The sequence below is a fragment of the Acinetobacter sp. Q186-3 genome (assembly GCF_013420655.1).
Classification (GTDB): domain Bacteria; phylum Pseudomonadota; class Gammaproteobacteria; order Pseudomonadales; family Moraxellaceae; genus Acinetobacter; species Acinetobacter indicus.
On record NZ_VOXS01000016.1, the window covers coordinates 36,129 to 57,065 of the forward strand.

Genomic DNA, 20,937 nt, shown 5'->3' on the forward strand with positions numbered 1-20,937 from the left:
TCTGTAGGATGTCTGAATCGCTTCACGCCTTTGCACTGTTTTTCTCATTATTAAACCCGTTTTTAATGAGTATTTATATGCTCGGGATTATCCGTAATTCCGAGGCCCGAGTGTTTAATCGCGCCCTGATTCAGGGCAGTTTAATCAGCTTTGTGGTGTTTATTATTTTCGCCAAAACCGGTGAAGCCTTTTTTCATGATGTCCTGCATGTCCGTTTTGAATCTTTCCAGATTTTTGGCGGGATTATTTTTCTGGTGATTGGTTATCGCTATGTGTTTGAAGGCGCCGATACCATTGGGGTGATGCGCGGTGCGCCACATCATTTGGCCGGCACCATTGCCATGCCGTTTATGATTGGCCCGGGAACCATCAGCGCCGCGGTCATTACCGGAATTCAGCTAAGCCTGTGGCAACTGGTGCTGGTGATTTTTGTGACGCTATTTCTGACCTGTAGCCTACTTATTTTAATGAAATATGCGCATGATCATTTGCAGCATAAACATTCCAATTATATTGATTTGTATGTCGATATTGTCGGGCGTCTGGCTGCCTTGCTGATTGGGACCATTGCCATTGATATGATTGTGACCGGTGTCAGCGGAATTATGCAGAGCTAAAATAACCTGAGTTCGATGAAATCCACTTAGCCTTTTAGCATATTTTGGAAAGTTGGCTTATTGGGGTTCAAACAATAAAGCAGATTTCCAGAATGGAACGATCATTTGGCAATAAAAATATTTGAAGAATCTAAAACCGGATTGATGAAATAAAATGACAATGGTCATTTCTTCAGACAAGCTTAAAGCTGACTTTTTCAACCTGGTTTTTTGGTGGTGTTTCAAAAAGTATGCTGAAAAAAACAGGTTGGCTTTTGATAAGATAGTGAGATGCAAATAACACTAGAAATCAAATGTCCAACCTGTCTAAGTAACAGTAAAAAGAAAAATGGCCTCAAACTATATGGCAAGCAAAACTATCAATGTGAATAGCCACCAAAATTCTAGACACACATAATCATCTTTTGATGGGCCTTTTCATAATCTAATGGAGAACGCTGATCATTGGAACCATGCCTGCGTTTTGTATTGTAGAACATCTCAATATATTCAAAGATATCAGACCTAGCCTCAGTTCTTGATGCATATATTTTCTTTTTGATCCTCTCTCGTTTTAACAGTTGAAAAAAGCTCTCGGCAACAGCATTGTCATGGCATGAGCAGTGTACTGCGCAAGTCGACGACTCATACTACTTTCAAGATTATGATGCTTGAGAAATGTCTGCCATTCATGACTGGTGTATTGGCTGCCTTGGTCAGAATGGATTAGGACTTTGTTCTTTGGGTTTCTTCGCCACAAAGCCATCAATAACGCATCTAAAACCAGATCTGCCGTAATTCTGAATTTCATAGACCAGCCAACAACAAGACGTGAAAACAGGTCAATCACAACTGCGAGATATAGCCACCCTTCATAAGTGCGGATATAAGGGTGAGATTCCTTTGGTCTACTCACCCCTATATTCAAACAAATTCAGGCTGGGTCTATACCGCCTTTATTATTGATGTGTTCTCACGAGCAATTGTTGGATGGAAAGTATCTACACGGATGAATACAGATATGGTACTCGATGCACTTGAGCAAGCATTGCACGATCGAGGCATGCCAAAGAATGTGATTCATCATTCCGATAGAGGTGTTCAATATCTTTCTATTCGCTATACCAATCGTTTAGAAGCTGCAAATTTACGAGCATCAGTCGGTACAACTGGTGATTCATACGATAATGCTTTGGCTGAAACGGTGAATGGCTTATACAAAACAGAGGTGATTGAATATTTAAAAGCAGATTGGCAAGGTTTAGCAGATGTACAACTAGCGACACTCAACTGGGTAGATTGGTTCAATAAAAAGCGTGTACACAGTGCACTGGGTTATGTATCGCCTTTTGAGTTTGAAGCAATGTACTATGATAAGATTAACCCGTTAGGTCAGGTGGCCTAACTTAAATAAAAAAGTCTCCGACAAACCCGGTACGGTTCAGATAGGCTTGTGCAACAAAGCCATACAGATGTAAAAGAAACAATACTATAACTTTACACTAGTTCTATCTGCGAACCTTTGATTTATACTAGCCGGATAACATCACCGGCTTTAAATCAGTTTAGCGACTTTATGAACTTAAAGAAAAATAAAAGACAGCTTGTCTGGGGTTTAAATCTGCTTGCATCGATGATGTATGGCAGCTTTGCTCATGCGCAGAGCATCAGCTTTCAGGACGCTGAACGTCAGTTGTTGCAAAATTCTTATAGCAGCCAAGCCTATCAAAGTCTGGAACAGGCTTCAAAACTTGAAGCTGAAGCAGTGAAAGGTATAGGTCTGCCACGAGTCGACCTGAATGTTCGTGCGTATGCCTTTCATAATGAACTCGATCTGCCTTTGGGTGCATTAAAAAATAATTTAGAGCAATCCTTAACGGATGGTGTAAATAATAGAATTGATGAACTGAACTTAGGGGGGCTGGCTGACCCGCTAAAAAATAGTCTAAGACAACCTATTCAAAATGGGGTGGGCTTAATTCCTGATAGTTCGCATGTCGTGCTGGATGATCAGGTGATTCGCCCGACGATTTCAGTCATGATGCCGCTTTATACCGGTGGGCTGACAAGCAGCGCTAAAGAAATCGCCAATATTCAGGTCGGTCGTAGTCAGCTCAGCAACAAACAGCAGCAAGACACGCAGCGTTTTGAACTGATTCAAAGTTATTTTAATGTACAGCTCCAAAAGCAACTGCATGCAGCTGCGCTGTTTAATCTGAATGCCATGCAGCAGCATTATCGCAATGCCTTAAAGATGGAACAGCAAGGTTTTATCAGTAAAGGGCACCGCATGCAGTTTGAAGTGGCACGCAATAATGCCGAGCGCAGCCAGCAAAATACACAGGCCAATTTGAATGCTGCCCTGTTCCAGCTGAATAATCTGCTTCAGGAAAGTAGCATCACCGAACTTTCGACGCCTTTATTTGTCAATAAAACCGAGCCACAGGCCTTAAATCATCTGCTGAAAACCTTTAGTCAGAACTCTGCGCTGATTCAAAAAATGCAGCTGGATACTCAATTAGCTCAAGCCAATGTCAAAGCCCAGCAAGCAGCTAAAAAACCGAATGTTTTTGCTTTTGGCGAATATAGTCTGGATCAAAATGAAAACTGGATTGTCGGAGTTGCCGCACGCTATAACCTGTTTTCTGGGATCGATAAAAACAAAAATATTCAGGCTGCCGAACTCAAACGCTCTGCCACAGAACTGCTCACTGCACGCACCCAGCAGGAAATTGAAAATCTGATTTATAAATCTTATAGCGAAGCACTCAGCGCACAGCAAAGTGATGCACTTCTGGCACAAAATTTGAAAGCCGCACAGGAAAATTTACGCATCCAAGAATTGTCCTTTAAAGAAGATATGGGCACCGCCATACAGGTCATCGATGCACAAAATATGCTGAGCGGACTACGAGCCGAAACTGCCTTGAATGCTTACAAATATGTGATGTCACTGGCCACACTATTACAAAGCCATGGCTCGATTGCAGAATTTCCGAACTACATCCAACATACCAACACTCACTATATTCGCTAATGGAGCCGAACATGAACGAAGATCAAAAACCCAATGATCCTGTGAATGAAGCGGCTTCATCCAGCGATACAGAAAAATCGCCTGCGCAACAGGTAGAAACAAAAACTGAAATAGAAAACAACGCGACGACTTCGACCGAGCAACAACAAGCTCCTGAAATCGCTAAAAAGAAAAAATATTTATTGCTCGCCCTGATTCCAGTTCTGCTGGCAGTCATCGCATTTGGATTATGGAAAAGCTACCAACCGGCTCCGCTTGAATTGCAGGGTCGTGTAGAAGCTGAAACAGTTCAGGTGGCGACCAAAGTGCCAAGCCGTATTGAAGAAATTTATGTAGAAGAAGGTCAGCGAGTCAAAAAAGGCGATGTGCTGGTGCGCTTAAACAGCCCGGAAATTCAGGCCAAAAAACAGCAAGCCGCAGCGGCTTTACAATCTGCGCTGGCCTTACAATCGACTGCTGAACGTGGCTCGCAAGAAGAAAATATCGCGAGCCTGTATGCCAACTGGCAATCGTTGAAAGCACAGCAAAATTTAGCCAAAGTTTCTTATGAGCGTGGTGCAAATTTATTTAAGGAAGGTGTGATTTCACGCCAGCGCCGTGATGAATTGTATGCAGCCAGTCAATCAGCGGCACAAATGACAGAAGCAGCGTATCAGCAATACGCACGTGCCAAACGTGGCAGCACCTCGCAGCAAAAGAGTTCTGCCGATGCACAAGTAGATATTGCCCAGGCTGCGCTGGATGAAGCCAATGCATTAGAGGCAGAAACCCAATTAGTAGCACCTGTAAACGGAACGGTGTCTAAAACCTATGGCAAAGTCTCGGAGCTGGTAGCCACCGCAGTCCCTGTGGTCAGCCTGATTGAAGATCAAATGTGGGTGAGCCTGAATATTCGTGAAGACCAATATGCCCCATTTCAGAAAATGAGCAGTATTGAAGGTTATATTCCCGCCCTAGATAAAACCGCCACTTTTCAAATTAGACAGATCAGTGCTGAAGGTGAATTTGCCACCATTAAGACCACACGTCAAACCGGCGGTTATGATGTGCGCAGTTTTAAGCTGCATCTTGTACCCACACCAGCGATTTCTGAACTGAAAGTCGGGATGAGCGTGTTATTTAAACTGAAAGAGACCCGATAATGTGGACGGGTATATGGCGCGAACTGCGCTATCTGCTCCGCGAAAAATGGGATCTGTGTCTGGTCACGCTCGCACCTGCACTGGTGATTATTTTATTCAGCAGCATGTTTGCTCAAGGGAAACCGGATCATTTACCGATTGCGATTATTGATCAAGACCAGAGTGCGCTGAGTCAAAGCATTTATCAGCATGTGGCGCTGAATCATACTCTTAAAATTGCTACGGTGTCGGAACAAACAGCTGAAATTGAGCGCCTGTTAAATCAAAATAAAATTTGGGGTTATATCCATATTCCCAGCGGTGCCGAGCAACGTCTGGTTCGTGCCCGGGATGCTGACATCAGTATTGCCTTTAACCAGAGTTATTTCAGTATCGGAAATACCATTTCCTCTGCCATGCTGGTCAGTACCCTGCAAGCACTGGCTGAATTTAGCGGACAGCAATATCTGGGCAACCGGCTGCCTTCTCTCGAAGCACCGTCACCGCATATCAAAATATCGCCGCTGTATAATCCGCAGCTGAATTATGAATTCTATCTGGAACTCTATGTCATTCCGGCAATTCTGCATTTACTGCTGTGTTGTTGTGTGGCATTTTCCGTCGGTCAGGAACTGAAGCGGCAGACCTTAACAAGCTGGATTAGCAACTCATCCATCTGGATGGCATTACTGTCTAAGAACCTGGTCTATGTGGCTATTTTTAGTCTATGGACCTGGATCTGGATGTTCTGGCTGATTGAAATTCGCGGCTGGTTTGTTGCCGGCTCGCTCGCTCTGATTCTATCGGCACAATTTCTGCTATATAGCGCTTATGCATTTTTAAGCAGTGCAGTGGTTCTGGCAACCAAAGATTTAAGTAAATCTTTTGGCATCATTGCGGTCTATGGTGGTTCATCTTTAAGTTTTGCCGGTGTGACCCTCCCTTTAAATAATGCGCCCCTATTCACCCAGTTTTGGTCCAATATTATTCCGTTTACGCCCTATGCCAAATTACAAACTGAACAATGGGTGATTGGTAGTCCATTGCATATTTCACTGCAAGCTGGATTAATGCTGCTGATCTATGCCCTAGTCTACGCTCTGCTGGCTTATCTGTTTCTTAAAAAAATAGCTAAAGGAGCAGTCCAATGAAATCCCTCTGGTTTTACTATCTGCAAGGCTTCAAGGATATTGTCAGTCACGGCGCGATCTTTACCACGCTGATTCTATCCGTCTTATTTTACAGCTTTTTTTATCCAACCGCTTATCAGGCACAGCAGGCTGAAGCCTTACCGATTATTATTGTCGATGAAGAACAAAGTAACTTAAGCACCCGTATTATTGGTCAGGTGGCACAAAGCCCCAATGTGGAAATTGAGGCGATTACCGGCAATTTTGCCGAAGCCAAACAATGGGTTGAATCTCAAAAAGCCGATGGCATTTTACTGCTACCGGACAATTTATCGCAAAGCTTAAGGCATGGTGAAACAGGCGGCATTGGCCTGTATTTAAGCACAGCCAACTTTTTAGTGACCAAACAAATTGGTCTGGGCTTAGCCACATCGGTTGAGCAAACTTTGGCAGACTATACTGAACGCTTTGGCGAGGTCTCGGACTTTTCACCTGCCCTTTCTGTGCATCAAATTCCTTTATTTAATCCGCTATCCGGCTATGGCAGTTATGTCTTTCCTGCGGTTGCACCTTTAATTATCCACCAAACTATTCTTCTGGGTTTGAGTATGCTGATTTTGGTATATCGGGAAAGAAAAATAGAATTAAACACAAATGCATTGATTGGGATGTGTTTAGCGGTCTTTACTATTGGCTGTCTGGGATGTTTCTATTTATTCGGCTTTAGCTTCTGGCTATTTGATTATCCACGTGGTGGCAACCTGTTCGGGATGCTACTGGCTGTTCCGGTTTTTATCTATACAATAATTGGCATGACCTGCCTATTCGCCAGTTTTCTGGATCTGCCGGAACGTGCGGGTCATGTAATTGTATTCACTTCCATTCCACTGTTCTTTTTATCTGGTGCGGCCTGGCCGCATGCTGCAATGCCTATCTGGATGCAAGTCGTTGGCGAAATCCTGCCTTCCACCCAAATTGTGCAGATGTTTATTCAACTCAATCAGATGGGTGTACCTACAGAGCTAGTCTTGCCTAAATTGCTTTATCTCGGAATGATCGGCAGCTTGTGCTTTTTCTTGGCTTATCGACGTTTAATTTCAAACTGTGGAACTTTCTAGCTTGTATATTATTGAACCTGTAAATAATTTTATGTAATTGCTTTTGATAAATTTAAAGGTGATTGCTTCACTGGTCACCGAATTCAATAATAAATCGGCTCATGGCTAAACGCCAGTCACGAATATAGGAATAGAATCTGGCTATCTATTTGCGTGATACTGGTCTGATTCTTTTTAGTAAGATGTGGCTCAAATGTACCGTCACGATCTCATGGTGCGGTGGTTCTTAATCTCCCCCATGACCGCTATATTAACCAAGGGGGTCAGTTTTACACTGCCGCTAACACGAATTACCCAAATATGTAAGGTAATTCCGCTGAGTCAGAACGAAGCTTCTGGCTCATTTACCCAATCCTGAAGACGTTATGAACAACTCTTCACTTTAATTTTGTAGGTAATCCCAGTTCCTTCGGGAGCTGGGATTAATACATATAAAGCAAAAGCTTAATCATCAAAATGAGGCTGTATTGAAATGATAATCGCTGAGCCAAGTGCATCTGACTTTAGTATCCAATATTTAAAGACCACTATTTTAATTTAAACACTAAACATCAACGCCAAAGACAGGGCCATACAACGCTGACCAGCTGCACCAACCAAGGCATTTAAGGTCTGTTCTTTATTGGCATCCGGCATCACCACCACATGGTTTTTGGCGCCCATCATTGACTGCACCCGTTTGCCATGCTGGCCTGCCAGGTTATAGACATGGGTACCGACCGCGGTTGAACCGACAAAGGAAATGGCCTTGATGTCAGAATGCGTACACAGCAGATCGACCACTTCTTTACCGCCATGCACCACATTCAGTACCCCGGCAGGAACACCGGCCTGCATCGCCAGCTCGACCAGCATCATGGTCGATAGCGGATCCTGCTCCGACGGCTTTAAAACAAAAGTATTGCCACAGACAATGGCCATTGGGAACATCCACAATGGAATCATCGCCGGGAAATTAAATGGAGTAATTCCGGCACAGACACCTAAGGGTTGCTGCATGGTATAGGTATCGACCCCGCGCGCCACGCCTTCAATATATTCACCCATTTGCAGCGAACCGACCGAGCAGGCATGTTCTACCACTTCCAAGCCACGCTGAATATCACCTTCGGCATCTGCTAATGTTTTGCCCTGTTCAGCGGTCAGGACTTGTGCAATACTTTTTAAGTTTTGACGGATCAGCTCCTGCAGTTTCAGCATAATCCGCATACGGGCCTGAATAGGTGTTTCACGCCAGCTGGCAAAAGCCTGTTGGGCTGCGGCAATGGCGGCATTGACTTCTTCTGCAGTGGCAAATGGTACCTGACCCAGAACTTCCTGAGTGGCAGGATTGACAATATCCTGCCAATGGCTGGTGGTGGAGTCGATAAATTCACCATTAATCAGCAGTTTTGCCGTGGTGATGCCGGTATTCGAATGGGGATGATGAATCGCGTTCATGGTCGCTCCGTGCTGGTTTGTTATTGTCGTTTTATCTGCCTTTACTGGCTGTTTTTAACGTATTATTTTTTACGCTGTTTCAGCAGACTAACAAAGAACACTTTTGGCACCAATAGAGATTGGTGCACGACGGTTGTGCAAATTTGCACAGAGATTTAACAGGATGTTAAACATAAAATGAAAGTTGATTGGGATCACTTACGCTTTTTTCTGGTCTTGGCCCGGGCCAAAACCCTCACCAATGCTGCGCGCCTGATGGAAGTGGAACACAGCACCGTGGCACGGCGCATTCAGGCGCTGGAAAACACCTTGGGTACCCAGCTGTTTAAACGTGAAGCCAAAGGCTATGAGCTGACTGCGGAAGGTCTGGCACTGGTGCCCCGCGTCGAACAGATGGAACAGTCTTTTATCCAGATTGATAAACGCCATGACCCTTTACAGGGCCGGGTACGCTGGTGCGCCGGAAGGTTTCGGGACGGCGTTTCTGGCCCGGCTGCTGGCGGAGTTTTCACAGCATTATCCCTCGCTGACTATTGACCTGATTCCGGTGCCCAAAACCATCAAACTTTCACATCGTGAAGCCGATATTGTCATTTCAATTGACCGGCCTAAATCCGGGCCTTACATCATTACCCGGCTCTCAAATTACTGTTTAAAACTGTACGGCAGTCAAAGCTATTTACAGCAAAATCCACCAATTAGACAGCTAGAAGATCTGAAACAGCACCGATTTGTCGATTATATTGACGATCTGGTGTATAGCTCGGCGCTGTATTCGCTGGAACGTTTGCCGCTGCAAGTGACAGCCTGTTTTCGCAGTAACAGTATTCTGGCCCAGCAGATTGCGGTCAGTACCGGCGCCGGACTGGCAATTTTGCCGCGATTTCTGGTGCATGATAAACCCGATCTGCAAGAAGTCCTGGGTGATCAGGTCAGTTTTACCCATACCTTCTGGATGTTGACCCTGGTCGATTTACAGCATGAACCGAAAATAAAACTGGTCTGGGATTTCCTGCGCAAACAGGCCGATGTACAGCAGGCCCTGTTAATGGGAACTTAAAATTCTTATGGTATCTGGCGATTGACACACGCCGATACAGCAACTGAACATATCACAACACTTAGCGCTTCTTACGCTTGCTAAATTAACAGCCGATGAACCGAATAATATAAACCATTCAGGAAAAGGATATGAAGATTCTCATCGTGCTGACCTCTCATGACCGTCTGGGTGATACAGGCAAACAGACCGGCTTCTGGCTGGAAGAGCTGGCTGCCCCTTATTATGCTTTTGTTGATGCTGGTGCCGAAGTCACCTTGGCCTCTCCTAAAGGTGGTCAACCGCCTCTTGATCCCAAAAGTAATGCACCCGATGCCCAGACCAAAGCCACTGAACGTTTTAAGGCAGATACCGCCGCCATGCAAGATCTGGCGCAGACACGCAAACTCAGTGAGGTGTCGATTGCCGATTTTGATGCCGTGTTTTATCCGGGTGGTCATGGGCCATTATGGGATTTGGCCGAAGACCCGGATTCTATCTCTTTGATTGAACAAACATTGCAAGCAAATAAACCGGTGGCGTTGGTCTGTCATGCGCCGGGAGTATTACGTCATGTCAAAGCACAGGATGGCCAACCGCTGGTCAAAGGCAAGACTGTAACCGGTTTTAGTAATACAGAAGAAGATGCGGTTGGGCTGACCAATGTTGTGCCCTTTTTAGTTGAAGATATGCTGAAAGAACACGGCGGACAATATTCAAAAGCTGAGGACTGGCAGGTGCATGTACAGCAAGATGGTTTGCTGATTACCGGACAGAATCCGGCATCCTCAGAGGCGACCGCAGAAGCATTATTGAAATTCTCGAAATAAGCATAGTCATCGACGTCATCGCTTTTTGTGCTTAATAGAAAACTCCTGAATTAATTATCAGGAGTTTTGCTTTTAATGAAAGGAATTAACTGGCAGATGCAATATGCTGGGCCAGCATTTCCCGAAGTTTAAATTTCTGGATTTTCCCTGACGGGGTCATTGGAATTTCATCCCAGATTTCTAAACGCTCTGGAATATACTGAATTGCCAGATTGTGTGCTTTCAGGAACTCGACCAGATCCTTTAACTGCATGGTTTGCGTGCCTTCTTTGAGCTTCACGATGGCGCAGGCTTTTTCACCCAGCCGTTCATCTGCATACGGAATTAATGCCACGGTCGCTACATCTGGATGCAGGTAGATCAACGATTCAACTTCGGCCACCGGAATATTTTCACCACCGCGAATAATTACATCTTTTTTACGTCCGGCAATGCGGATATAACCCTGCTCGTCCAGGTAGGCAATATCACCGGTATCAAACCAGTCATCTTCACTGGTTTCATTTAAATGCGGACGTTTCAGATAGCCACCAAAATTCGAACAACTCCGGATCATTAGTGTGCCTGATTGATGCGGTGCTAATTCCTCGCCATCATCCCCCACCACTTTGACTTCAACACCAGGAAGTGGCAGACCGTCAGTATTAAATGAACGCTCATCATCATCTTCCGGACGAGTCGTAGTCACAGCACCACACTCGGTCATGCCCCAAGCGGAAATCACTTTCACACCGATGTTTTGACGCGCTTTTTGTACCAGCGTGCTTGGAATAGGTGCGCCTGCACACAGGAATATTTTCAAACTATCTAAAGATTTGTGACTATTGAGTACCGCTTCAGATAAGTCATTTAAGAATGGCGTCGAAGCCATGGTGAAGGTCGCCTGATGCTTGTGAATCAGATCAATGGCAGTATTGACCTCCCAGACATCCAGCAATACCGCTTTGGCTTTTAACAGCACTGGCATGATCAGGCCATACATAAAGCCAGTTTGATGTGCCATCGGTGATCCCATGAAAATCACATCATTCTGGTTTAAATGCAAACGCTTGGCATAAGGTACGATATTGGAAAATAAAGTGTTCGCAGTATGCATCACACCTTTGGGTTCACCTGTGGTACCTGAGGTAAACACCAGTTGTGCAATATCATCGGCTGTGATGGTGACATCATTCAGGGTATTCAGGATTTGTGGATCTTGATCCAGTCCATGGTTAAGCAATAAATTTTCAAAACTGTTCTCGCCTTCACCACCGACGACAATAATCTGTTCCAGGCTCTCAATATTTTTCTGTAATTGATCGGCCAGTTTTTCATGATCAAACTTACGGAACACTTTCGGTACGATAAAGACCTTACTTTCCGTATGTTTCAGCATAAATGAAAGCTCACGCTCTCGGAAAATCGGCATCAGCGGATTCAGGATGGCACCAATCCGACGACACGCAATATACAATAAAGTGAACTCCCACCAGTTGGGGAGTTGGCAAGACACAATATCCTGTTTCTGTACACCTAACTGTTTTAATCCCAACGAAATTTTATTGGCTGTCTCCAGCATTTCCCGGTAAGTAAAACTTTGCTCTGACTGACTTTCAGTTTTATAGCTGACCAAGGCAATTTTATCTGGATCTTGCTGTACCGCTTCATTCAATGATTGAAGAATGGTCTTATTTAACCAATAACCTTGTTGCAACATTTTTTCCCGGCGTGGGGGTAAAAGAACCGCATCGAAATCCATTCTATAACTCCAATTTTATAATTATCTACCTGTTCTCTTGGTCAGACCGCACAATCGTCGTCAGCCCGAAAATTGCAGATACAAACTCTGCTATGCAGATGACTCAAACTTCTATTTGTGTCATCTGCAGGATTGATCACGCATCCACGTCATCGGTTTACATCAAGCTGGAACAGCTTTGCGTCCGGCTTTTTTACGCGCAATAATAGTTTTCATAATTTGCGCAGTGCCATCACCAATCTGGAAGCCCAGTACATCGCGCATACGCTGCTCCATCACTCCGCGGTCATAGCCTGCATGACCAAAGGTCAGTAAGCATTGATGAATCACATCATAGGCCAGTTTCGGCCCCCACCATTTACACATCCCGGCTTCAGAGGTGTGCGGTAAATGGTTGTCTTTTAGCCATAACGTTTGCAAACACAATAACCGTGCGGCTTCGACCTGGGTTTCATATTCAGCCAGAGGATGTGAAATGCCCTGAAATGCCGTGAGTGGCTGGCCAAAAGCTTCGCGCTGCGCTGCATATTCCCAGGCTTCATCCAGGCTCACCCGTGCTACAGCCAGCACCTGTAAACCAATCAAGGCACGGGAAAAGTCAAATCCTTGCATAACCTGGACAAACCCTTTGTTTTCATCTCCCAGGCGATGATTGACCGGAACCCGAACGTTATCAAAGAAAATGGAACCGCGACCAATGGCACGCTGGCCATGACAATCAAAACGTGTGGTGCTAATACCCGGCAAGTCCATCGGCACCAGCAATGCCGTTACGCCATGTGCACCATCTTCAACCGAACCGGTACGTCCAAACACCACCGATGCATCAGCCTGATCAGCTGCAGAAATCGAGGTTTTTTCACCATTAATGACATATTCATCTCCCTCACGTTCGATTTTTAAACGTAAGTTGGCGGCATCTGAACCCCCACGTGGCTCGGTGAGTGCAATTGAGAAAATGGCTTCACCCGCGGTCAGCTTTCTCAGCCACGGTTCCACCACCTCAGGTTGACCATGTTCCGCCAGAATCTGTCCATTTAAGGAAGCCAGCAAGTTAATATAGGAGAAACTTAAATCGGCCTTGGCCACCGCTTCATGAATAATACCCGCAGCCAGCCGGCCCATGCCCTGGCCGCCGTATTGTTCTGGAAGTTCTGGTGCAATAAAGCCCATCTCGCCCATTTTTTTCACCAGGTCACGATCAAAGACACGACTTTGATCACGCGCTAAAAAACCGGGTGCAATATATTTTTGTGCAAATTTTTCAACCGTTTCTGCTAAAAATGCCAGTTCTTCCGTGATATAAGGATTTTGAGTCATACGTATTTTCCTTATTATTTATAAAATTTACGAAATTCAGGCTGGCGTTTTTCTTTAAGTGCATTAACGCCTTCGCGCGATTCTTCTGTGTCGTAATACAGTTTCAGGGCATACATGCCCATCCCGGCAATTCCGGCCTGATGTGCGGTATCCATATTGAAACTGCGTTTGGCAATAGCAATTGCTGTCGGACTACGCTGACAGATTTCTTCTGCCCATGCCTGTACTTCGGCATCCAGCTGATCAGCCGGTACGCACTTATTGGCCAGCCCGATTTCAACCGCTTCCTGACCGCTATAACGGCGGCACAAGTACCAGATTTCACGGGCTTTTTTCTCACCGACGACACGCGCCAGATACGCTGTGCCATAGCCCGGATCGACAGAGCCCATTTTGGGACCGACCTGGCCAAAAATCGCTTTTTCAGAACAGATGGTCAGGTCACAAATGGTCGCCAGCACATTCCCGCCACCAATTGCATAACCTTGTACACGGGCAATCACCGGTTTGGGCACATCACGGATGGCGGTATGTAATTCTTCCATCGGTAGGCCAATGGTGCCGCGTCCATCATAATTACCATCATGTGCAGACTGGTCACCGCCAGTACAGAAAGCTTTTTCACCTGCTCCTGCCAGGACAATGGCACCCACATCCCGGTCATAGCCTGCCTTATTTAAAGCCTTGATTAGCTCATCACACGTGGTCCCGCGAAAGGCATTCATTTTTTCGGGGCGGTTAATGGTGATCCAGGCCACGCCGTTTTTCACTTCATATAAAATATCTTCAAAATTCATGGTTATACTTCCTGTATTAATCCTATCTGTACTCATCTGATTTTATTTTTGACCTTTAATGCGGGTTTCGACTTAGCCACTCATGGTTAAACCACCTGAAACACTCAGCACCTGTCCGGTAATAAAGCTGGCATCTTCACTTAAAAAGAAGGCAATTGCAGAGGCCAAATCTTCAGGTTGCCCCAAACGGCCCAGTGGAATTGAGCGGATAAAGGCTTCCCGTAATTTTTCCGGATTCGATGCACCTTCGGTCACGCCAGCCAAGAGTGCTGTATCGGTTGGACCCGGGCAAATCACATTAATCTTGATGTTATGACGCGAATGCTCACGTGCCAGCGTTTTCGAAAATGACAGCAGTCCACCTTTACAGGCCGCATAAACCGCTTCACCTGAAGAACCGACCCGTGCAGCATCTGATGCAATATTGACGATACTGCCCGTATTACGCTCAACCATGCCCTTCAGGACAGCAAAATGCATATTCAGCATACCAACCAGATTAATCTGGATCAGCTTGTCCCATTCCTGTGGATTGGTTTTAACAAAAGGCTTAAAAATATCCCAACCGGCATTATTGACTAGGCCATCTACCGGCCCCAGCTGGCTTTCGACCTGCTGTACAGCCTGCTCAACTGTATTGTGATTGGTAATATCACACTGTACTGCCAATGCCTGACCGTTCTGCTGGTTAATCTCCTGCGCCAACTGCTCTGCTGCGGTCATATTCATATCAAAGATTGCGACTTTAGCGCCCTCTTCTGCCAGCCGGCGACAGGTTGCTGAACCAATTCCACCTGCACCGCCTGTCACAATAACCACTTTATCCTTTAAGCCTTTCATTTATGTCTCCCTGCGCTGTTCTTATGCCAATTTGCCTGGCCGTTTTTTATTCAATACCCATGTTCTTTACAATAGGAGTAGAATAATTTTATGTCAATACATTTACATAAAATAAAGTTTAAAATTAATTTAAATTAAATATATCAATTATTTATGATTTATTAAAAATAAATACATTGACATAAATTGGCTTTAATCTTAAGTTTTATGCGTAAAGCAAGCAGATGTGACAGAACCAAGAAAGAGGAAGGATCATCTATACAGTACTGAACGGAGGCGCAAAAATGTGGGCACGACCAGCAAAGGAAAATTGCTGATCCCCTCTGAATTACAGCCAGATAGAAAACAGAGACTGATTTATACAAGATACCTTTTGGGTATAATGCAGCTTATTGAATGAATTTGATCAGGGTGGTCTTTTAGAATGACTGATGCTCTAACAAAAAAATATGATCAATCCTTATATTCCGCCCACAATAGACTTTTTTTTAGACTGTTTCAGGTGGGAAATACACTGGACCGCAAATGCTCCAACGAATTGGGGATTTCTCCGGTGCACTGGGCAGTTTTAGGGGCTTTGTCTCGCCCACGGGTTCTATCCGGAATGTCATTTTCCGATTTAACCGACTATCTGGGTGTGAGCCGTCAAAACCTGGATGCCGTATTAAAACGGCTGGAACGCGAAGGTCTGGTACAGCGCGTGATTAATGAACAGGACCGCCGTGCAAAAAATGTTGCGCTGACCGATGCAGGTCTTAAAACCTGGGACAGCCTGCAAGATGACTTCTTTAATTTTTATGGCCAGGCTTTAAATACATTGGCCTTTGATGATGTGGTGACTCTGATTCACCTGTTAAACAAAGTGAATGATGGGCTAAAGAGCATTCAAATTGCCCAGAAGAATACTGCTTCGGACGTTTGATTAAACATTGAAGATAAGACTTCTGGAATCAAAAAAATGAGCCTTGCAAGGCTCATTTTTTATTACTTGATCAGCTGATTTACAACTCTAAGCCTTTTGCGGATCGTATTGACGATCTTTAATAAAGATTCCTGATACTGCACCACATAAGAAATAGGCGCCGCCCATAATCAGGAAGCCTAAACCAATTGATCCACCGCTCGCCGCTGCACCAATAATTGCAGGTGCAAACATGGCGCCAATACGCCCGGCATTATAGGCACCGCCAACCGCGGTACCACGAATGGAAGTTGCAAAACTTTCAGTCATATACGTCGCATTAATGGCATACGGAATACCGTACAGGAAACCAAAGAAAATGAGCAGATAGGCAATATTGTCCGGGCTATTAAACAGCACAATCACTGGCAGGAAGATCGCGGTCCCAATTGCACCAAAGGAAAATACAAAACGACGGCCTAAACGGTCTGCAGCAAAACCGGCCAGAACTTTACCGAAAATCATGGCGACATAGGTCCCAATCATATAGCCCGCCATTGATTTAAAATCCATATGTAACTCGGATTCTAAATAAGCTGGCATCCAGTTGTTTACTCCGTAATAGCCAAACTGTAAAAAGCCGGCAGTGAGAATCCATAAAATAAACATTCTACGGTTACGCGGGTCTGCAAAAATCTCTTTAACTGTACTCTTTTTCTCAGGCTGTTTGACTTGAGTTTCAGCAGGCCCATACAAGCGCTGTAATCTTGCACGTTGCCAAGATTCTGGTTCTGGCACCAGTTTCTGAATAAAAATCGCCAGCACCGATGGAATAATGGCAATAAAGAACAGCATACGCCAGCCATATTCCGGAATAATCCAGCCGGCCAGTACGGTTGCCACAATATAACCCACTGTCCAGCCGGCTTGCAGGGTTCCCAATACTGTGGTGCGATATTCGGTCGGTACATACTCTGCCATGAGTGTATTCGCTGCAATATACAGTGAACCAATACCAAAGGCAGACAAAAAGCGCAGAATGGCGAACTGTTCAAAATTTTGGGTAAAGCCCAGTGCGGCTGTTAAAATTGAAAAGATTAAGATTGAAATCACTACCGTCCGAACCCGACCCAACCGGTCGCAGGCCCAGCCACCAAGAAAACCACCTACGGCCATGCCGGCCAGCGTCGCGCTTCCCAGGGCACCAGCCTGTAAATTGCTTAAGCCAAATTCTGCTTTCAGACTGTTTAAGCTAAAGGAGAGCAAGAGCATGTCTGCCCCATCGACCAGCAGCGCCAGAAAGGCAAATACAAATGCAATTTGCTGGGTTCTTTTGGTGGTGGGTTGAATCTTTTTTAGCTCAGTTACCAAATCCGTCATGAATTAAATATCCTTGTTCTTTCTATTCCTTGTTTATTTTTCAGTTGTTTATCGCTCACGAAGTTCCTGATGTGAGCCTATTGTTGTGCTGCGTTTTTCAATCCATAGCTGTGCTGCTCCTGATCTTTTTGTTGCTGTCATGAAGACTTCTCAGCCTCTGTTTGTTTTTTGGTCGTTCTTTTTAGCTCACTCAGGGTAGACAAGATAAAAGTAATTTTAAACAAATTTTGATATATTATTTTGTTAAACGAAATTAACGGTCGCATAGTTGAGTGTTGGATCGTTTTAATATAGGTTTACTGTGATTATTAAAATATGTAGACATGAAATAAAAACGGAACAAGGAGTGTGAGAATAGATGGGTGCTTTAACAGGCTTTCGGGTATTGGATCTCAGCCGTATTTTGGCTGGACCTTGGTGTAGTCAAATTCTGGCCGATCTGGGTGCAGAAGTAATTAAAATTGAAAAGCCTGATCATGGCGATGATACGCGCATCTGGGGACCGCCCTGGCTTAAAAACAACCAGCAACAAGATACCCATGAATCTGCCTATTATCTTTCGGCCAATCGTGGCAAACATTCCGTAGCTGTTGATCTATCAACCCCGGAAGGCCAGCAGATTATTAAAAAAATTGCTGAAACCAGTGATGTGGTCATTGAAAACTATAAAGCCGGTTCTTTGAAAAAATATGGTCTGGACTATGAAAGCCTGAGCCATATAAACCCGCGTCTGGTGTATTGTTCGATTACCGGTTTTGGCCAGCATGGTCCACGTGCTCATGAACCGGGTTATGACTTTATTATTCAAGGCATGGGCGGCATGATGAGCGTTACCGGTGAACGCGATGATTTACCCGGTGGCGGCCCGCAAAAAGCTGGATTGGCTTTTGCCGATCTGACCACCGGTTTATATTCTGCAATTGCCATTCAGGCCGCCTTACTGTCGCGTGAAAAAACCGGTGAAGGCCAACATATTGATATGGCCCTGTTAGATACTCAGGTGGCCTCTTTATCGGTGCTGGCCATGAATTATTTGACCTCAGGCAAAGTGCCGGGCCGTTTTGGTAATGCACATGCCAATATTGTGCCTTATCAGGTGTTTAAGGCACAGGAAGGCGAATTTATTATTGCCTGCGGCAATGACCAGCAGTTCTTGGCGCTGTGTGATGCCATAGGCCTACCTGAAGTACCGAAAGATCCGCGTTTTAGTCGCAACTCTGGCCGAGTGATGCATCGTGAAGAAGTCACCCAAATTTTACAGCAACATTTTTATACCCAACCGGCCAAAACCTGGGTCGATTTAATTCACGCCGTCAAGGTCCCTGTGGGCATGATCAATAACCTGCAACAGACTCTGGAAGAAGAACAGGTGCTGGCACGTGAAATGGTAATTCAGATGCCGCATACCCTGCGCGAAGATTACACCTCAATTGGCTCGCCAATTAAACTGTCCAAAACCCCGGTTGAATATAAAAAAGCCCCACCGTGCTTAGGTGAAGATACCGACAATATCTTAAGCCGGTTTTTAAGCGCAGAAGAAATGCAGGCATATAAAGCCAAAAAGATTATCCAGCAGCGCTAAGGCGGCATCCCACCGACAATAAAAAAGGAATCCTCGGATTCCTTTTTTATTGGAGGATTTCCTCTCCTACGTCTCTCTTAAATCTGAACTAACAGGCTGTAGCATCCGCCTGATGGGTTTTTGGCAATTCCCGACGCAAGATTTTTCCGACTGCAGATTTTGGCAGCTCCGCCACAAACTCAATATATTTAGGCAGTTTATAACTGGTTAAATGCTGTCTTAAATAAGCCATGACTTCATCTTCGCTCAGGCTAGCATCTTGTTTAACAATAAATGCTTTCGGGACCTGACCAGACTTTTCATCATCAATTCCAATCACGGCACTTTCTAACACTTTGACATGTTGAGACAGCACATATTCCAGTTCATTCGGATACACATTAAAGCCAGACACCAGAATCATATCTTTTTTACGGTCAAGGATACTGATATAGCCCTGTTCATTCATACAGCCAATATCGCCAGTCAGGAAAAAGCCATCTTTGGTAAATACCTGCGCCGTGGCTTCCGGTTGCTGCCAATAGCCTTTCATCACCTGTGGACCGCGAATGGCAATTTCTCCAGCTTGGTTAATCGCTACCGGTTGGCCTGCATCATCCAGAATCAGAATATCGGTACCTGCCAAAGGTAAACCGATGGTGCCACTAAAACGCTGGCTTAAAGGCGGGTTAAAAGTTGCAGTCGGTGAAGTTTCGGATAAACCATAGCCTTCATAAATATAACGGCCTGTGACTTCATACCACAGGTCAGCTGTGGCTTTCAGTACCGGCGCACCCCCACCGGTGGTGGTCTTCAGCTGACGATGATCCAGACTTCTAAAACGTGGATGATGTGCCAAGGCATTAAACATGGTGTTTACCCCCGGAAACACCGTCGGAGGATGCTTGGCATACTGGTCAATTAAAGCGTCTAGATCTCTCGGATTCGGAATCAGCACATTGGCAAAACCACGGCTCAGGCCATAACTGAACAGACAGATGGTAAACCCGTAAATATGGTAGAGCGGCAAGGCACAAAATACATATTCATGTTCTTCTGCCATCCGGTCGCCAAAATGGCTAATAAACACGGTACTGTTCTGGGCAATATTAAATAAAATATTGCGGTGACTCAGTTCAGCGCCTTTAGATAAACCTGTTGTGCCACCGGTATATTGCAGAATGACTGTGTCATTTTGCTGTTGGGGTGGTGTTTTAAAATCAATCGTGTCGACCTGATCAAGTGCCTGCTTAAAATCAAAGAATGTCTTGGCCGGATATTGCGCTGCCTGTGGATGCACTGCGGTATCTTGCGCTTTCACCAGATCCAGTGGATGGGTCGAAATCACATATTTAAGCGTCTGGCATTCATCCAGATCCTTGAGCTGATCTAAAGTCTGATTCAGGATAAATAAAGCTTCTGCACCAGAATCCTGCAACTGATGATACAGCTCGCGCCGGGTATACATCGGATTGACATTCACCAGAATATAACCGGCACGAATAATGGCAAAGGTTGCAATTGGATACTGAATAATATTTGGCAGCATCACCGCAATACGGCTACCCGCCTCTAGCCCCAAATTCTGTAAAAAGGTCGCCATTTTCTGGCTATACACATCAATATCATGATAACTGAACTTTTTATCTAAATAGATAAAGGCTGTTTTATCCTGAAATTTCTCTAGATTTTCAGCGATGGTCTGACTCAAGGTCTGGGTGGGATCTGGCTGAGTAAATTCAGGATTTACATTCCATTTTTGATATTCAGCAATCCATGGCTGTGTGCTCATTGAAGCTCTCTCCTATCGCTTGCGTTCTTTTATTTTGTATAGTGAAACTATATTTTGTATTATTTGATAATAGCTTTAAATTCGACCTTCGATCAATGCTTGATCGGCTTTTTAGCAATTTTTTACAAATTAAAATCAATCATTAGTGGTGATATTTTAGGGTCTGCTGACATTTACTGTGCAAAAAAAATAGCGAAAAAGTAGAATTTAATCGCCAAACCAAATCTACTCCTCGCTATGCCTCGTACAATGTTGACTGATCAACACTGGTCTAAGTTAGAAAACATTTTCCGT

General features: G+C 44.8%; 14 protein-coding genes and 6 pseudogenes. 11 read left to right on the forward strand and 9 right to left on the reverse strand.

The window, feature by feature from the left end; genetic code table 11:
- Positions 1-8: 8 nt before the first annotated feature.
- Complete coding sequence (locus tag FTT64_RS11900; RefSeq protein ID WP_005177911.1) at positions 9-617, forward strand: MarC family protein; 609 nt, start codon at positions 9-11, stop codon at positions 615-617.
- A gap of 78 nt (positions 618-695) precedes the next feature.
- Here FTT64_RS11900 and FTT64_RS14585 read toward each other — a convergent pair.
- Positions 696-833, reverse strand: a pseudogene (locus tag FTT64_RS14585) (IS982 family transposase); the annotation flags it as partial.
- 54 nt (positions 834-887) lie between these two features.
- Between FTT64_RS14585 and FTT64_RS11905 the strand changes: the two are divergent.
- Positions 888-986: pseudogene (locus FTT64_RS11905) on the forward strand (IS1 family transposase); the annotation flags it as partial.
- Positions 987-1,000: 14 nt separating this feature from the next.
- Here the strand turns inward: FTT64_RS11905 and FTT64_RS11910 are convergent.
- Positions 1,001-1,485, reverse strand: a pseudogene (locus tag FTT64_RS11910) (IS3 family transposase); the annotation flags it as partial.
- A 27-nt stretch (positions 1,486-1,512) separates the two neighbouring features.
- Between FTT64_RS11910 and FTT64_RS11915 the strand changes: the two are divergent.
- The 5 genes and pseudogenes from FTT64_RS11915 to FTT64_RS11935 all read left to right on the forward strand — a co-directional run.
- A pseudogene (locus FTT64_RS11915) lies at positions 1,513-2,001 on the forward strand (IS3 family transposase); the annotation flags it as partial.
- Positions 2,002-2,172: 171 nt separating this feature from the next.
- The gene (locus FTT64_RS11920; protein WP_127800761.1) at positions 2,173-3,633 is read left to right on the forward strand and encodes a TolC family protein; all 1,461 of its coding nucleotides are present in this window, start codon (positions 2,173-2,175) and stop codon (positions 3,631-3,633) included.
- 11 nt (positions 3,634-3,644) lie between these two features.
- Positions 3,645-4,775, forward strand: a complete 1,131-nt coding sequence (locus FTT64_RS11925; protein ID WP_163170103.1) for an HlyD family secretion protein — start codon at positions 3,645-3,647, stop codon at positions 4,773-4,775.
- A complete protein-coding gene (locus FTT64_RS11930) occupies positions 4,775-5,905 on the forward strand; it encodes an ABC transporter permease (RefSeq protein WP_180182428.1) in 1,131 nt (376 codons plus the stop codon). Before FTT64_RS11925 ends, FTT64_RS11930 begins: the two co-directional genes overlap by 1 nt.
- Positions 5,902-7,002 carry an ABC transporter permease gene (locus tag FTT64_RS11935; RefSeq protein WP_127800767.1) on the forward strand — a complete coding sequence of 367 codons (1,101 nt, stop codon included), beginning with the start codon at positions 5,902-5,904 and terminating at the stop codon, positions 7,000-7,002. Before FTT64_RS11930 ends, FTT64_RS11935 begins: the two co-directional genes overlap by 4 nt.
- Before the next feature lie 549 nt (positions 7,003-7,551).
- On the opposite strand, the pseudogene FTT64_RS11940 reads toward FTT64_RS11935, so the two are convergent.
- A pseudogene (locus FTT64_RS11940) lies at positions 7,552-8,442 on the reverse strand (aldehyde dehydrogenase family protein); the annotation flags it as partial.
- A 177-nt stretch (positions 8,443-8,619) separates the two neighbouring features.
- Between FTT64_RS11940 and FTT64_RS11945 the strand changes: the two are divergent.
- A pseudogene (locus tag FTT64_RS11945) lies at positions 8,620-9,502 on the forward strand (LysR family transcriptional regulator).
- A gap of 131 nt (positions 9,503-9,633) precedes the next feature.
- Positions 9,634-10,311, forward strand: coding sequence for a type 1 glutamine amidotransferase domain-containing protein (locus FTT64_RS11950; protein ID WP_180182429.1), 678 nt, complete (start codon positions 9,634-9,636; stop codon positions 10,309-10,311).
- Between the two features lie 85 nt (positions 10,312-10,396).
- Here FTT64_RS11950 and aliA read toward each other — a convergent pair whose 3' ends face one another.
- From aliA to FTT64_RS11970, 4 genes are all read right to left on the reverse strand, one after another.
- Positions 10,397-12,052 carry a cyclohexanecarboxylate-CoA ligase gene (aliA, locus tag FTT64_RS11955; RefSeq protein WP_127800771.1) on the reverse strand — a complete coding sequence of 552 codons (1,656 nt, stop codon included), beginning with the start codon at positions 12,050-12,052 and terminating at the stop codon, positions 10,397-10,399.
- Positions 12,053-12,214: 162 nt separating this feature from the next.
- A complete protein-coding gene (gene aliB, locus FTT64_RS11960; RefSeq protein ID WP_005177939.1) occupies positions 12,215-13,372 on the reverse strand; it encodes a cyclohexanecarboxyl-CoA dehydrogenase in 1,158 nt (385 codons plus the stop codon).
- A gap of 14 nt (positions 13,373-13,386) precedes the next feature.
- On the reverse strand, positions 13,387-14,169 hold the full coding sequence (gene badI, locus FTT64_RS11965; RefSeq protein WP_005177941.1) for a 2-ketocyclohexanecarboxyl-CoA hydrolase: 783 nt from the start codon (positions 14,167-14,169) through the stop codon (positions 13,387-13,389).
- 72 nt (positions 14,170-14,241) lie between these two features.
- Positions 14,242-15,009 (reverse strand): glucose 1-dehydrogenase, encoded by a 768-nt coding sequence (locus FTT64_RS11970; protein WP_005177943.1) that lies wholly within the window; start codon positions 15,007-15,009, stop codon positions 14,242-14,244.
- Between the two features lie 424 nt (positions 15,010-15,433).
- Between FTT64_RS11970 and FTT64_RS11975 the strand changes: the two genes are divergently transcribed.
- The gene (locus FTT64_RS11975) at positions 15,434-15,931 is read left to right on the forward strand and encodes a MarR family winged helix-turn-helix transcriptional regulator (RefSeq protein ID WP_005177946.1); all 498 of its coding nucleotides are present in this window, start codon (positions 15,434-15,436) and stop codon (positions 15,929-15,931) included.
- An 87-nt stretch (positions 15,932-16,018) separates the two neighbouring features.
- On the opposite strand, the gene FTT64_RS11980 is transcribed toward FTT64_RS11975, so the two are convergent.
- A complete protein-coding gene (locus tag FTT64_RS11980) occupies positions 16,019-17,290 on the reverse strand; it encodes an MFS transporter (protein WP_104489322.1) in 1,272 nt (423 codons plus the stop codon).
- A gap of 358 nt (positions 17,291-17,648) precedes the next feature.
- On the opposite strand from FTT64_RS11980, the gene FTT64_RS11985 reads away from it, so the two are divergent.
- Entirely contained in the window at positions 17,649-18,872 is a 1,224-nt protein-coding gene (locus FTT64_RS11985) for a CaiB/BaiF CoA-transferase family protein (protein ID WP_180182430.1), read from the forward strand.
- A gap of 88 nt (positions 18,873-18,960) precedes the next feature.
- Here the strand turns inward: FTT64_RS11985 and FTT64_RS11990 are convergent, their stop codons facing one another.
- Entirely contained in the window at positions 18,961-20,643 is a 1,683-nt protein-coding gene (locus FTT64_RS11990; RefSeq protein WP_180182431.1) for an AMP-binding protein, read from the reverse strand.
- Between the last annotated feature and the right edge of the window lie 294 nt (positions 20,644-20,937).